At 48.4% G+C, this 15037-nt stretch carries 14 protein-coding genes, 2 tRNA genes and 1 pseudogene; all 17 read right to left on the reverse strand.

Features of this window, described 5'->3' with window-relative positions; all coding sequences use genetic code 11:
* The 17 genes and pseudogenes from folD to M0Q40_08910 all read right to left on the reverse strand — a co-directional run bounded on the left by folD (position 1) and on the right by M0Q40_08910 (position 14832).
* Positions 1 to 858: a bifunctional methylenetetrahydrofolate dehydrogenase/methenyltetrahydrofolate cyclohydrolase FolD gene (folD, locus tag M0Q40_08830; protein ID MCK9222709.1), complete on the reverse strand. Its 858-nt coding sequence runs from the start codon at positions 856 to 858 to the stop codon at positions 1 to 3.
* 57 nt (positions 859 to 915) lie between these two features.
* Positions 916 to 2313 (reverse strand): NADPH-dependent glutamate synthase, encoded by a 1398-nt coding sequence (gene gltA / locus M0Q40_08835; protein ID MCK9222710.1) that lies wholly within the window; start codon positions 2311 to 2313, stop codon positions 916 to 918.
* A complete protein-coding gene (locus tag M0Q40_08840) occupies positions 2306 to 3148 on the reverse strand; it encodes a sulfide/dihydroorotate dehydrogenase-like FAD/NAD-binding protein (GenBank protein MCK9222711.1) in 843 nt (280 codons plus the stop codon). The genes gltA and M0Q40_08840 overlap by 8 nt, the downstream gene beginning before the upstream one ends.
* An 87-nt stretch (positions 3149 to 3235) precedes the next feature.
* The gene (locus M0Q40_08845; protein ID MCK9222712.1) at positions 3236 to 4366 is read right to left on the reverse strand and encodes a glycerate kinase; all 1131 of its coding nucleotides are present in this window, start codon (positions 4364 to 4366) and stop codon (positions 3236 to 3238) included.
* Positions 4367 to 4382: 16 nt separating this feature from the next.
* Positions 4383 to 4979, reverse strand: coding sequence for a DedA family protein (locus M0Q40_08850; protein MCK9222713.1), 597 nt, complete (start codon positions 4977 to 4979; stop codon positions 4383 to 4385).
* A gap of 316 nt (positions 4980 to 5295) precedes the next feature.
* Complete coding sequence (locus tag M0Q40_08855; protein ID MCK9222714.1) at positions 5296 to 5628, reverse strand: hypothetical protein; 333 nt, start codon at positions 5626 to 5628, stop codon at positions 5296 to 5298.
* 617 nt (positions 5629 to 6245) lie between these two features.
* Positions 6246 to 6671, reverse strand: a complete 426-nt coding sequence (locus tag M0Q40_08860; GenBank protein MCK9222715.1) for a zinc-ribbon domain-containing protein — start codon at positions 6669 to 6671, stop codon at positions 6246 to 6248.
* A 9-nt stretch (positions 6672 to 6680) separates the two neighbouring features.
* Positions 6681 to 7016 carry a DUF2085 domain-containing protein gene (locus tag M0Q40_08865; protein ID MCK9222716.1) on the reverse strand — a complete coding sequence of 112 codons (336 nt, stop codon included), beginning with the start codon at positions 7014 to 7016 and terminating at the stop codon, positions 6681 to 6683.
* A 993-nt stretch (positions 7017 to 8009) separates the two neighbouring features.
* On the reverse strand, positions 8010 to 9272 hold the full coding sequence (locus M0Q40_08870; protein ID MCK9222717.1) for an alpha/beta hydrolase: 1263 nt from the start codon (positions 9270 to 9272) through the stop codon (positions 8010 to 8012).
* Between the two features lie 648 nt (positions 9273 to 9920).
* Positions 9921 to 10194: pseudogene (locus M0Q40_08875) on the reverse strand (DUF2442 domain-containing protein).
* A gap of 4 nt (positions 10195 to 10198) precedes the next feature.
* Entirely contained in the window at positions 10199 to 10342 is a 144-nt protein-coding gene (locus M0Q40_08880) for a hypothetical protein (protein ID MCK9222718.1), read from the reverse strand.
* Between the two features lie 113 nt (positions 10343 to 10455).
* Positions 10456 to 10530, reverse strand: a tRNA-Arg gene (locus M0Q40_08885).
* A 146-nt stretch (positions 10531 to 10676) separates the two neighbouring features.
* Positions 10677 to 10859: a hypothetical protein gene (locus tag M0Q40_08890; protein ID MCK9222719.1), complete on the reverse strand. Its 183-nt coding sequence runs from the start codon at positions 10857 to 10859 to the stop codon at positions 10677 to 10679.
* 324 nt (positions 10860 to 11183) lie between these two features.
* A complete protein-coding gene (locus tag M0Q40_08895) occupies positions 11184 to 11981 on the reverse strand; it encodes an AAA family ATPase (protein ID MCK9222720.1) in 798 nt (265 codons plus the stop codon).
* Positions 11982 to 12266: 285 nt separating this feature from the next.
* Positions 12267 to 13163 carry a ribose-phosphate pyrophosphokinase gene (locus M0Q40_08900; protein ID MCK9222721.1) on the reverse strand — a complete coding sequence of 299 codons (897 nt, stop codon included), beginning with the start codon at positions 13161 to 13163 and terminating at the stop codon, positions 12267 to 12269.
* A gap of 37 nt (positions 13164 to 13200) precedes the next feature.
* Positions 13201 to 14640, reverse strand: coding sequence for a bifunctional UDP-N-acetylglucosamine diphosphorylase/glucosamine-1-phosphate N-acetyltransferase GlmU (gene glmU / locus M0Q40_08905; GenBank protein ID MCK9222722.1), 1440 nt, complete (start codon positions 14638 to 14640; stop codon positions 13201 to 13203).
* Between the two features lie 118 nt (positions 14641 to 14758).
* A tRNA-Gln gene (locus M0Q40_08910) sits at positions 14759 to 14832 on the reverse strand.
* Between the last annotated feature and the right edge of the window lie 205 nt (positions 14833 to 15037).

Below are 15037 nucleotides of genomic sequence, written 5' to 3' on the forward strand. Positions count from 1 at the left end.
CTACTCCGTTTCTGTACCCGTTCCTACAGCCTCTAGTGTGTTTGCCATGAGCATCGCAATTGTCATGGGGCCAACGCCACCGGGAACAGGCGTAATAAATGAAGCCCGCTGCCTTGCCGATGCAAACTCCACATCGCCAAACAGTTTCCCCTCAACCCGATTCATGCCTACATCGATTACGATAGCCCCTTCTTTAATCCACTCACCCTTAATCAGTTCAGGCTTACCTACAGCCGCCACCAGTACATCGGCCCTGCGACACTCTTCGGCTAAGTCTTTTGTGCGGGAATGACATACGGTAACGGTGGCATTTTCCTTCAGAAGCAACATGGCAGTGGGTTTGCCGACAATATTGCTTCTTCCCACTACGACAGCTTGCTTCCCGGATAGATCGACCTTAGTACGTCTTAGCAGTTCCATGATCCCCGCCGGGGTACAAGGCAATAGTGAAGGCTCCCCTGTGGAAAGCTTACCAACGTTGATCGGGTGAAATCCATCCACATCCTTAGCTGGGCTAATAGTATTAATGACATACTTCTCATCTAGGTGCTTCGGAAGCGGTAATTGGACTAGAATGCCGTGGATTGACTGATCAACATTCAGCCGATTAATCAGCTGGAGTAATTCCTCCTGGGTGGTACTGGCAGGGAGACGATACTCCTTCGAGTGAAACCCCACCTCGTTACAAGCACGTTTTTTCATGTTCACATAGATCTGAGAAGCTGCGTCATCGCCAACAAGCACCACCGCAAGTCCTGGGGTAATTCCTCGGGCACTTTGCAGTCTAGAAACGTCCTCTTTCACCTTCGCTCTTATCTCAGCAGCAATCGCCTTCCCATCAAGTATGTTTCCTAACATGATCCCTCTCCTTTCCCCGGGTCGGATCTCTAAACAAAGGCCCGGTCTTCTTGAATGCTATTTACCTGCTTGCAAGTACCTATGGATTGCCATCGCAGCCTTCTTCCCATCTCCCATAGCAGAAATCACGGTACTCTCACCACCGGTTAGATCTCCTCCGGCAAATACTCCGGAAAGGCTCGTAGAAACCCCATCCTCGGTAATTACATTACCCTGCGCATCAACAGCAAGTCCTGGGGTACTCTGCGCAAGCAAAGGATTAGGCCCTTGACCGATGGCGACAATGACCGTATCCGCCGGCAACTCAAAGCTTGAGTCCGGTATAAGTACAGGTTTACGCCTCCCATCGGGTCCTTGGGGACCAAGCTCCATACGGCCACAAACAAGGCCTGTAACCCATCTTCGCTCATCGAACAGGATCTCGTGGGGAACAGTCAGTAATTCTAAGACTATACCTTCCTCAACCGCATGTACTATCTCCTCCCCCCGGGCTGGCATCTCTTCTCTGGAACGACGGTAAACAACAGTCACTTCTGCACCAAGCCGACGGGCGGTTCTAGCAGCATCCATAGCCGTATTCCCTCCGCCAATGACCACTACCTTCTTTCCTACCTTCACCGGGGTATCCACCTCGGGGAACTTATATGCTTTCATTAGGTTCACCCGGGTTAGAAACTCATTGGAGGAAAAAACACCGTTGGCATTTTCCCCAGGGATTCCAAGGAAATATGGGGTTCCAGCCCCAGCCCCTAGGAAAACCGCATCGAACCCTAAATCGGAAAACAACTCTTCTAAGGTTAAAGTCCTCCCGATAATCACATTGGTCTTTATGTCAACCCCTAGGGATTGTACGTACTCTATCTCCTCTTTGACTATCTGTTTAGGTAATCGGAACTCAGGAATGCCGTAAACCAAAACACCTCCAGGCTCATGAAGGGCCTCAAACATCGTCACCTGATACCCCAATCGAGCTAATTCGGCGGCACAAGTTATCGCAGAGGGCCCTGAACCCACAGTAGCCACCTTACCAAGGGCTTGTCCCGTAGTGTTTGGAGTTGCCTGTGTGGTGTCAGAATGATTGCGACCCCAGTCCGCGGCAAATCGTTCCAAGGCTCCTATCGCCACTGGTTCAAAACGTTTACCCAGGGTGCAGACTGACTCACACTGCCGTTCCTGGGGACACACCCGACCGCAAATAGCAGGCAAGCTGTTCTTTTCCTTAATTTTGTCCAGTGCCTCAGCGAAACGCTCCGCTGCGATTAGCTTAATGAAATCTGGAATCTCAATCCCTACAGGACATCCCGCAACACAGGGACGATGCTTACACTGAATACATCGTTTCGCCTCGGCAACGGCTTCTTCCACCGAAAGACCTTGGTTAACTTCGTGGAAGTTTTCGATCCGCTCCTGGGCAGACTGTACCGGCATTTTGGTCCTTGGCTGAATCTTACCCATGGCATGCACACCTGCCCTTATGGGAATGCTCTAAGGCCCTTTTCTCCTCCTCGGCGTACTGCAAGTTCCGAGCCAGCAACTCATCGAAGTCTACTTTATGGGCATCAAATTCAGGCCCATCAACACAGGCAAATTTGACCTGTCCATCCACAGTAACCCGACAACAACCACACATACCGGTGCCATCCACCATCAAGGGGTTCAGACTTACAATTGTCTTAATCCTTTTCGCCTCGGTTACCTTAGCCACCGCCCGCATCATCATGATCGGCCCAATTGCCACCACCAGATCGATAGTCTCACCCTGCGCAATAAGTTCCGAGAGTAAATCAGTAACAAAACCCTGATGCCCAAAGCTACCATCATCGGTGGCATAAAAGACCTCATCACTAACCTTCTCCAGTTCATCGGTGAAAAAATAGTGGGCTTGGCTGCGAGCCCCGATGAGGGTAAGTACTCGGTTACCTGCCTCCTTAAAGGCCTTCGCCTCAGGGTAAATGATCGCATTCCCCACACCCCCGGAAACACAGACAACAGTGCCAAAATAGCGGATATCCGCAGGCATACCTGAGGGACCTGCCACATCCTTGATCTGCTCACCGACTTTTAGACTGGCCAGTTTCTTGGTGGTCTTGCCCACCCGCTGAACCACCAACGTAATCGTCCCCTCTTGCTGATCGGCAGAAGCCACGGTAAGGGGAATGCGTTCACCCGCTTCATCAGTCCTAATCACCACGAATTGTCCGGGTTTCACCTTCTTTGCGATTAGAGGTGCCTCAACTTCAATCCGCTGAATCTGCGGCCCAATTTCCTCGCTTTTCCTAACCAAATACACTCATTTCACCCTTTCCCCCAGGTGTACCAAAGACTGCTTGCGGTTATTATATCATAACCACCGCATAAAAGAAGAAACAAGTAACACCTAGACCCACGCTTTAATCAAACGCCCAATCTGTCCGGCCAACCCTTCCAGTAACTCACCGGTTTTATCCATAGCCGAAGCCAATGACATGGGGCGATTAATAATGGAGAAGTATGCAGTAATACCACAGTCATGGACTTGTTCACTGCCCGGTCCCACCGAACCCACAATAGCAATGACAGGGCAGTTATACTTAGAAGCCACCTTTGCTATCCCTACAGGTGTCTTCCCCCGTACACTTTGACCATCAATGCTTCCCTCTCCAGTGATCACTAGATCGGCATCCTTGATTAGCTCTTCTAGGCCCACTGTTTCCATGACAATTTCAATACCTGGTCGCAAATTGGCATCGGTAAAGGCCAAGAATCCTGCACCGAGTCCACCAGCAGCCCCGGCTCCAGGAACATCGCCTACGTCTATACCAAGTCCCTTATTGATCATATCCGCCCAATGACGCAAAGCCCCATCCAAAAGTTCCACCTGCTGTGGATTCGCCCCTTTCTGGGGCCCATAGACGAAGGCTGCCCCCTTTGGACCGTAGAGAGGATTGTCCACATCACAGGCAACCTGAATCTTCACCTGACCCAGCCGCGGGTCTAAATCCCGCAGATCGATCCGGTCCAACTCCAGTAGGCTACGTCCCCCAAAGCCAATGGAAGTACCATCTTTACGAAGCAAGTGTCCTCCTAAGGCCTGTATCATCCCGGCGCCTCCATCATTTGTGGCGCTGCCCCCAATACCAATAATTAGCTCCTGACACCCTTCATCCAGTGCGGCTCGAATCAGTTCCCCTGTACCATAACTTGTTGTTAGTTCAGGATTTCTTAAGCCGTCGGGGACAAGGGGCAAACCCGAAGCTGCGGCCATTTCAATCACGGCAGTTTTTCTGTCTTTGAGAACACCGAAATGTGCCTGGACCTTCTCTCCTAAGGGACCAGTCACTTCCGTTGAGACAATCCGGCCATTTAGTGCAGCAACAAGGGCCTCCACTGTACCCTCGCCTCCATCGGCCATGGGTACGGTAAAATACTGGGCACTTAGGACCTCTTCCATCCCCTGTTTGATCCGAGCGCAGGCTCCCTTGGCAGATATACTACCCTTAAAAGAATCGGTTGCGATCACAATTCTCACTAGTTTCCCTCCTAAGCTAAACCCTCTTTGCCCACGCGTGAAACCTACGGTAGGCAAAATAGGCAAGAATCAATATAACGACCACTCCTACGGTAACCAGCTCAAAATACTGATTAATAAAGTCCACCATCTGCCGTCCATACTTCATCAGTAACAACGCAATCAGGCTGTAGCGCGTCCCCCGGGTCAGCGCGGAGATCAAAATGAACCACTTAAATGGATAGACGAAGATCCCCGAGGTAATTACACAGACCTGGTAGGGCACGGGGGTAAAACCCGCGATCCCCACAGCCCATACACCGTATTTGGCAAACAAGCGCTCCACCAACTGTACCTTTTCTTTGCCCGCGAGGCGGACTGCCAAAGGCCGTCCGCCTTGTCTTCCTAACCAGTACCCAACACTAGCCCCCAATAGTGAACCAGTGGTACAAATCAGGGCGAAGAGCAGTCCAAATCTAGGTTTAGCTAGTGTCAACGGAATCAATAGGGTTTCCGGTGGCAGGGGAAAGAAAATGGCTTCTACGGCGGCAACAAAGAACAGAGTAACCGGATTCACCGCCGACATGATTAGGCTAACCAATCGTTTCCATCCGTCGCTAAATACCGACAGCATCCATAAGTCCTCCCAACTTGGGCAAAGATACTAATACCTATGCCCTGGGCAACCGAATATATGCTAATGACACCCGCCGGAGTGGCGCCTATAAAATGACATTCGCTTAAAGTAGGTCCCACTCCTCCACCACCTGATCGGTAAAAGGATGAGCCTCTTCCCAAATTGTGAATCCAAACCCTTGGGCCAAGAGAATAGAGTTCTCCTGTTCTGGCAGCCAGGACTTTTTCGTTGCGCGGAAATGAGAACAGACTTGCTGGAGGATTTAGCGGTTTACGGCAGATATGAACGGGGCTTGCGCCCCGCTTCTCACAAACTAGAATAGATCTGATACTCCGCAAATCCACCATTGGTCCATGAGATAGGCTAGTTCAATAATCACCGGATAATCCACTGTACCCGTCTCACCGAAAATGGTGGTTCCCTTGAATTCAACCCGTGCTTCAACAATTACAGAATGCTCCGTGCTAATAGTTGTGCGATCATAGATTCTGTATCGGGAAATTTCCTTAAACAGCATAATGGTCCATACTATGGGTTGCATCAGCTCGTCTCGTGTAAGAGCTTCGGTTTGCTCCTCCTCTAGATTATAATACAAGACTACGTCACTAAAAAGGGATTCTAAACCGGGGACATCTCTCTGCTTCATATAGTATCCTAGACTGTCAATAGTACTCTTAACGGTATCTGAAAACGTTACTACTACAACCCGCCAGAAGTGTGACTATTAGCGCAATTACCCCTACCTTCATAGTAATCCCCCTACCATTGTTTTCCTCATACAGTATTCCTGGTTCCTAAGTAGTACCTCCCTTTCCGTATTAATGTTTCCGCAGAGACGCAGTAGGCTCCCATAGGTATATCTACGTAAACGGGGTAAGCATTGTCAAATTCGAAGCGCATCGTGGCATAGCTGTTGACCTCTCTGGCGAAGTTGCTCAAATAATTTACCTTGCTAAACGAAGATGGAAATCTAAGGTACAGGTTAAATCCATACTGCAATTTGCTCAAGAGCAATACCACTAACATAGTCAATCACTCGTGGTAAACGAGTTTGGCTTTGTTCGAAACACAATCCAAGGGCTTTTGTACATCTAGGGGATTACAGTCTGAAGTAGATGTGTGTAGCGTCTGCCCCTTAGTTCTTTAACGAATACTAACATCACACTAGAATTAACTAATAGCGGGCAGGCCATTTCATGTCTTTGGTGTGGTGCATTCAACCCCAGATTATGTCTTAGGATGCCAGGGTTTGCTTGCATATTCTCAGAAAAACTCCCACCGTCCCACAGCTTGGCCTTCGTTTATTTTCTTGGCAATAAGGTAGGCATCTAACGAAACGCAAATAGCGTAAATGGGAATACCGATACCCCCAGTGATACCTCCAAAGATCAGGGCGCCAAAAAGCATAGCGACTCCTTTGTGTACCTGGCCAAGAATGATCTGACCCAAGCCGTTGATAAAAAAAGATAAAAGAGCGGCTACCCATGGTTGCAGTGCTGTGGATGATTCAACTCTTGCCGTGCCCGATTGTCCTAGTAGGCAACCACATTGCAGGCACAACTCTTGCGCCTCTGTTGTAGTTACACCGCAATTAGCGCAGAAGTTCCGGTGCTTTTTAGGATGGAATCCACAGTGGGGGCAATACTCCGCCCGGGGAGAAATCTCTTTACCACAGTTCGTGCAAAACATGACCACACCTCATTTTCCGATGTAATTGGCTAATTGCATACCATGCCTATATCCGAGAGTAGCGATATGATAAACCAGAAAATCGGTGGCTATTCCAGCCAGTATTCCTGATATAAGTCTACGTGGATTTGTGCTAATCCATAACCCTAGATACTGGCCCATTCCATCTATGAGTAGTGGTAGCATAAACAACAATGTTATCTTCCATGACAAAGTGCCATATAGCAGTGCGTATATACCTCCACAAATGTATCCCACCAAAATTCCGGTGCACCTAGCACATAAAGGGAGCTGATATCCCCGGATGAAAAGAGACCGCTCAGGTAAACGATGGCACAAGAACATTACCTGGAGCAGCTTCCCAAAGCCCAAATCGACCACTCCCTACCGTCATATGTAATAGCTAAAGCCCCCCAAGCATAAAGCCACAAAATATACAATGGCTACGACTAGCACCCCTACCAGCGCCCATTTGCAGGCCGTGTTGGCACTTTCAGGTTTATCTGTTCTCCAAACGAAATATAGCACAGCCCCAACGATGGGGAAGCAGCATGAGGCAAGTTTCACCAAGGTCAATGACTCTTCCTCATTCTTTGTGCGACGTAAGCGGACACCACAAACAACACACATTTCCTGTTCCGGCTTTGTCGGTCTACCACAGTGTTGGCAGAACCTATCACTATTAAGGGGTCTTACGCCACAATGGGGGCACACTACGGCTTTTTCATTAATCTGAGCACCGCATTCCCTACAATACACTTGGGCCAACTCCTTTTGTATGTGGTCTTAGATCGCCTTCTTCCTTTTACCATTTACTTCGCTATTAATCATTATATTCCTGTTGGTTCACTGTGGTTCTTGCGGAACAACAGAACAATCAGCATCTTGCCGCAGATAGCCTACGAATTCCACATTTGACGTCGGTACCACAGTAATATGGGACAGTGATATGCATTGGTCGTCCGAGAGAAGGGCCGATACCGATTACAACAAACGCTGACTTGTACTATGGTATGAAGGCTGGTCATAGCAAGTAGACATAAGGGACTTTTGTACTTGCGGGTTCTTATCCGGCGATGAAGAAGGGGAATAAAGCTCATTCTCCCGACATGAATAGCTAGATGTCCATCTATTCCGGGGTTGCCGTTCGCTGATATTGAGCTCGCCAGTAAGTAGGGGCATCAAGGTGTGTTAGAAAGTGGCTGTTGACCTCGCGTTCTGTACTTGGTGTTTTCAACTGAATCGTCTCCTTTCAAGGGACTCGGGCTGGAAGCGGAAAAAGTCTGGCCAACATCGTTAACCTCTTTCCGCCTAACCCGATACTCCGCAGTAAGTAACCTAGAACTTAAGTGAGACCTCCGCATAGCATAGCGATTCGGGATCTTTCCTCTCTTCAAGCGATGTAGCAATGGCTTCGATCGTACGCGGAACAATGCCCTCAAAAAGCACTTCTTCGTCAGACACAATACGAACCGGTTGATCTAAATCGATCATTCGGTCATGTAAACGTATTTGCAAAGAACGAGCATCACAGTGTTCAATGCGAATCTCTTGGCCTACATAGGATGCAATCACCATGGCTCCGACACGCTGAGCATCGGGACCTGAAACCTTTAGCCAGTAAAATCGCCTATGGGGCACATTGTCTTGCTTCCAAACAACCCGAGCGGGGAACGGATCGCGAGTGAACTGAGCCATCCACGGCAGAGCACTCTTGTCTTCTCGGTTCATCCAATGACCAAGTTCGGGGTAAATCTGCACCCAATGCTTATACCCGTCGGGATCAGCATCTTGAAACTCCTTTAGCCAGTGTTTCCATTCCTCAGCTAGTCTGTTTCGGTTGTACGCCGTATCCTTACCACCCATATGGATTGTAAAACCAATGTTTCGCAACCCATAGGGTTCCGCGGTATCGGGGTGTCCCGCCATCGTGGCAACCGCCGCAAAACGATCTGCCATTCGCGGAGCCAATTTCCATGAGCCGCCTCCACCAGCAGAATATCCCATAAGGTAAACACGATTAGGATTTACGTTTTCTAATACGATTAGGCTTTCGATTAGGTAATCCAGTAACAGATCGATACTCGGCTTGTGCCAAAGATCGTAGTCATTAGTTGGTGCCCGAGGTGCTAAATAAATACCCTCATCCGGCTGGTAAAGCTTCTTCTGGTTTTCCCACTGTTGATCATTCACTTCAGGGCTTGTGGCACCACCACCATGCAAGGAAATGTACAGGCTACGCATTCCATCTACCGGTTTACCGTATATTGTGTAGTCAAACGCCATGCGCAATTTCAAGGTGCCAAGCCCAAGACGAATAGTCAAGACCCGATCATCAATCATTTTCTTCCGCTCAGCAATGATCTGCTCTCGATGATAATTCCAAAGCAACTCAGCAGCAGACTCCGCTTCCGCCTTAGTCAAAGGTTGTCGTGCAAAATGCTTTTCAGATAACGGAGGCCGATGTTTTGGATCTTCTTGAAGGTATTGTCGTAGTGCTTCAATTGGGGCAGTCTCCACGGTCATTGCCCAGACCGGGTCTAATGCTAAGATCAAGCTACACAGGAGCAATACACCGAAGAACACAATAACTTGCTTCAATTTCGTTTCCCTCCTTGGAAGTTCACCCATGACAGATTCTACAAACCCACTCATTCCAGTGCGGCCATTTCCGGATATGCAAGTATTCCCGCATAATATGTTCGAGAAAAACGAAAAAAAGCCTTTCTTGCAGTGTAAACGATAACCGTTCTTGGCTTTTGGCCCGTACTGTTATGACTGAGTATATATACGAAAAACATTTAAGATCGTGCCTTCGCGTGGATAACCCAGAGGCTCTGCATCATCTGATACAACCATATTGTCAAGAAACCTAAGGCTATAACCTTTTGTCGCCTTGGATAGCAAGATACAGACTTGACTTCGCTAAAGAACCAAGATTGTTATGCATCCTGCTAATCGTTAGGGCGGGATCTTTGTCCAGAGATACGAAAACACCTTCCTTTACCGAGGCAACCGTATGCTGTGGCTAAACTCGCTCCATTCACCGGTACTTAATCCTGACAATGCCCGGGGCATCAGGATCGAACACTAGGTCACACTCAATTCCATGCCCTTAATTATCAAGCTCCGCCAGATGTTCAATAGCAGCATCGTGCCCTGCACTAGACCACATTTCGTCGGCAGGACTCAGGCCATTACATTCGATCAGCAGTTGGTTTAGTCGGTGGTGGAACCAAGATCAAGGGGTTAATCCAGGAGGATTCTGGAGTTTTGGTACATTAAGCTGCTGATACGCACACTATATTCGTAAAGGTCTTCTGGATCAATATCCACTTGATTGCTCCACCCAATACTGTCAAAGCTCACCCTAACAGACCTGAAGAGTCTTTCGTCCCTTGACTCTTTTAAGATGCCCTTATTTAGGTAAGGCTTAACATCAAATATTCGTTTGTCGCCATTCTAAGGTTAAGAGAAGTTAATAGTCATCCGTCGGTTTTAGGTCAATGACTGCCAAGTACATCAATTCACTCCTCATCTATTTCAACGGTTGTCCCCTCAATCAATGGGACCTCCGCCTTCAGCATCATTACCTCTTTTGGGTAATGGACACATTGATCAACTGCGGTTTGGGTAACATCTGGTTGGTGTTTCGCGGTTGAAATTGACATCGTAACCAGTCTTCTTGATGAGATGCGAAAAGAGGTTTATCCTAGAGTAAAAGAGCAAGGCGCTCTTGGGGGGGGCAACCTACCCTCCTTTTTCGAAGCAAAGGGCAAGAAAATGGTGCGCCTAGCAGGACTCGAACCTGCGCTCCTGGCTCCGGAGGCCAGTGCTCTCTCCACTGAGCTATAGGCGCACGAAAATCATGATTAAGAACATAGCTGTATTATACCAAAGCGGTCTGGGGAATGCAACACAAAGAAGCAGCTTATATAAGGCAAAGGAAGATTCATCAGGTCATTTTGGTTAGTTACACACATGAAGCAGGCACATCCGGCGTAATCATATCTCAGTTCCCGAAAGAGTAAGCAACACCTCCACCGCAACAACATAGATAACTGCGAAGTAGTACATCCAGGAGCGTTTCGTCTTGTACAGATACAAAAGAACCGCACCGACAATCGATGCACCGATAGCCCACACCAAAACAGGCCAGCGGTAGAACTGGATGCCAACTTCTGTCAAGATAACTATCAACGGCATTGTGGAAAACGCTGCCTTGCCTAGGTCACTAATCGCGTTCTAAAAACAGCCCATGAAAGCAGGAGAATAAAGAAAAGATAGACATAATGCCATGAAAAATAGAGCGCACGAGCATTACCTAGTCTCTGCCCAAGTGACGACATTACCATGCCACAAGTGATATGCACAAGGTAGGCCAGAATAAACGCAAGGTTAAATAAAATGCACCCTGCTCCCACGATACAAAGCATGGATAGAAAGGTCTTCTGCCAGGTTTTCAGTTTCAACTCCCATCCTCCCATATTTGTTTCAAGATCCCGGGTAGCATCATAGATGCCGTAGGAAAGCCCCGGGGTTGTTCAGGAAATCCCGGGTTAGGTTGACATGCTCTAGGTCCTCGAAGCCTACGGTGCTAAGTGGTGAATGATCAAAGCTGTAGATCGTAGCATCGGGCAGCGCAAGCAGAATCGGGGAATGGGTAGCGATAACAAACTGGCAACCCTCCCGTTCAGACGTCTGCTTAATCAAAGAAAGCAGGGCCAGTTGGCGGCTGGGCGAAAACGGCGTCTCTGGTTCATCCATCAGATAGAGTCCTTCAGGGACTATTCTTTGCAGTAGAAGATGCATAACAGCTTCTCCATGGGAGTTGGCATCAAGGTTTTCCCCGTACTTACGAACAATCGCATCTCTTTGGGCAAGGGCTGAGCCTTTAGCAAGTTGAAGACCATATCCACTAAGGGACTCCTCATAATATGCAGCATCTTCAGCCAGTTCTCTAGCCATGTTAGCCATTCTCCGAGAAAAGTTGAAAAAGTCCTCCGAGCGCAGAAAGAATCCCCGTTGGGACTTTTGATTCCAGGTCAACCTCATGCACTTAGCTAATTGGCGTGCATAGACCAAAGTATCGTCGTAGCGTATTGAATCGCCACCTATGGTGGGTAAATCAATAGCAGCTGCTAGGGCCTCCAAAATCGTAGACTTACCGGAACCATTCTCCCCGACAAAGAAGGTGACCGGTGTGGCAAACCGAAGGGGGCCACTTATCTTGGTAGCGGCTACCGAAAAGGGATACTGATGCTGTTGTCCTTGAGATATTTCCTGTCTAATCTCTTGTAAATAATTCATTCTAGATGGCTCCCCTAACACTTGAGCTCCAAGCCCTTTATGGCTCAGGAATACGTTGCTAGCATCTCCTCTACTCTTCAGTTTCTTCCCTTAGCAAGCGTATTCCTTCAATCTTGCTGAATTAAACCAAGGCCAGATTTCGTCCTCCACCAATTGTCCCTAGCTATGTCCGGGTATGTAAAAAGCCTTCGTTTGACTTGGAAAGACGAAGGCTTGAACGCAGGTTTCTAGACGCGCAAAAACAGACCCTGCCGAATGCGGGTAAGACCCGTAGCAAAAGCTGTTCTAAATAAACAAGCGACTTACTGACTGTTCTAAATAAATCCGTCTGATCGCTTCCCCGAACAAAGGCGCAACAGATAAAACCACCATGTTATGAGTCCTTTTCTCCTCACTTAGGGGAATTGAGTTTGTTACGACCACTTCTTTAATGCCAGACTCAGCCAATCTTTCCGTAGCTGGTGGTGAAAACACAGGATGGGAGCAACAAGCATATACTTCCTTTGCCCCTTCTTTTAGTAAGAGATTGGCTGCTTGAACGATGGTACCACCGGTGTCAATGATGTCATCGACCAAGATGGCTACTTTACCCTCCACATCGCCAATGATGTGCATGGCTTCGGCAACATTAGCTTTCGGTCGCCGTTTATCCACAATCGCCAAATCACCATCCAGACGATGGGCAAGCTCCCTTGCACGCCCAACACCGCCTACATCAGGAGCAACTACAACTATATCCCCTAAGTCCTTCTCCATTAGATACTTGGCAATAATCGGTAGGGCCAATAGATTGTCCACCGGGATGTCAAAAAAGCCTTGGATCTGCCCCGCATGTAAGTCCATAGTCAACACTCGATCGGCCCCAGCCGCGGTCAGTAGGTTGGCAACTAGCTTTGCACAAATGGGATCCCTTGGTTGAGTTTTGCGGTCTTGCCTTGCGTATCCATAGTAGGGGATGACCGCTGCAATCTCCTTTGCCGAGGCACGGCGGCAAGCATCAATGATAATCAGAAGCTCCATCAGGTTTTCGGCGGCGGGGGAACCGGTCGGTTGAACAATATAGACTTCGGCACCTCGTACCGTCTCGTTAATCCTTAGATTTACCTCTCCGTCTCGAAATCGGCTAATCTTGCAATCAAGCAAAGATATACCCAGGTAATCGGCAATTTCCTGGGCAAGCATGGGATTGGCCGTTCCCGCGATAATCTTGATCTTCTTGTCAAAGGTCACTGTCTCCACCCTTGGCCACATCTCCCTTTTTATCCTTACATATTTCTCCTTTAGATTTTTGCTCCGTTTTCATTCTCCGTCTGGAAGTCCAACCCTCAATATTCCTTTGTTTTGCTCTCCCTATAGCGAGGGCACCCTTGGGAACATCTAACGTGATGGTTGAGCCTGCCGCGACAAAAGTATCTTCAAAGATATGAACTGGGGCCACCAAGCTCGAATTGCTACCAATAAATGATCGATCATCGATTAAAGTTTTGTGCTTCTGCTTACCATCAAAGTTGCAGGTGATCGTCCCCGCCCCGATGTTCACCTCCTCGCCAATGGTTGCATCACCCATATAGCTTAGATGGGGCACTTTACTATTCTGACCCACCCTAGTGTTCTTTAACTCCACATAAGAACCAACCTTAGCATTGGGTCCGATTAGACAACCGGGTCTAATATATGAGAAGGGGCCTACAACACTGTGCTCCTTGATTGTACTACCGATGATCACCACTGAGCTGTCCACAACTACATTATCTTCGATCAAAGCATCCTGAATCCTGCTGCAAGGACCAATCGTGCAGTTAGAACCAATCTTTGTCTCGCCAGTAATCACAGCGTAAGGGGAAATGATTGTGTCCTTTCCGATGCAGACATCTACATCAATCGTAGTATGGTCCGGATCAATAAAGGTAACCCCTTTCCTCATCCAGAGTTCCTTGATCCTACGGCCTAGCTGTTGATGAGCTATCGCCAACTGTATCCGATCATTTACGCCAAAGGCCTCAGTTGGATCATCAAGGGTAACCGTATGGACCATACCCTCTAGATGCGAGAACACATCGGTTAAGTAATACTCTCCTTGAACATTCTTCGGAGAGATCAACTTCAGGCTTTGGAACAAACTGGCCTTATCAAAACAGTACATACCAGTGTTGATCTCGTTAATCTGACGTTGGCTTGCTGTCGCATCCTTCTCCTCTACAATACCAGCAAAACACCCCAGATCATCACGAAGAATACGGCCATAACCCTCAGGGGATTCTATTGCTGCTGTCAGTACCGTAGCTACGGCACCGGTTGCTTCGTGTTCGGTAACCAACCTGAGTACAGTCTCAGGGCGCAACATGGGAGTATCTCCATATAGTACCAAAACCGGTCCTTCAAATCCAGCGAGGGTCTCTTCTGCTTGTATCACCGCGTGGCCAGTACCTAGCTGCTCCGGCTGAAAGGCATAAGTATACTTGGTCCCTAAAACCCTTTGAACCTCTTCGCCTTGATGTCCGACCACAACTACCACTTTGGGGTTTTGCAGGCACTCGAGTCCCCTTAGTACATGCTTGATCATGGGCACTCCGCAAACCGGATGCAGCACCTTTGGTAGGGCTGAATTCATTCTGGTCCCCAAACCCGCGGCTAGAACAATGGCGGCAATTCCGGGCATGCAATCACACCTTTTAGTTCGTCTCGCTGTACCTATTCGACGCCGGTAGACTGTTTCCTTTGTGGATTTAGCTGTAGTGAATAGAAAAAACATGGAATGAAACACGCAGAGGAAAAAATGGCTGGGGCGCCTGGATTCGAACCAGGGATGAGTGGTCCAAAGCCACTTGCCTTGCCTCTTGGCTACGCCCCAGCGGATAAACAAAACAAGATAAAGTGTCAGCGTGATTTACTATATCAAAAAAGCTCTGCTCTGTCAACCGCCACAAAAGTCAGGAGTGAGTCAACGATTAGCGGGTAGAGGCTCCATCTCCAAGTCGGCTCGGTTCCTTACGTGCTAGAAAGTGGTACCTTCATTGAGTCTGTTGAACAGGTTCGACAATCCACCAGACGAAGTC

Source organism: Limnochordia bacterium (assembly GCA_023230925.1).
Classification (GTDB): domain Bacteria; phylum Bacillota; class Limnochordia; order DUMW01; family DUMW01; genus JALNWK01.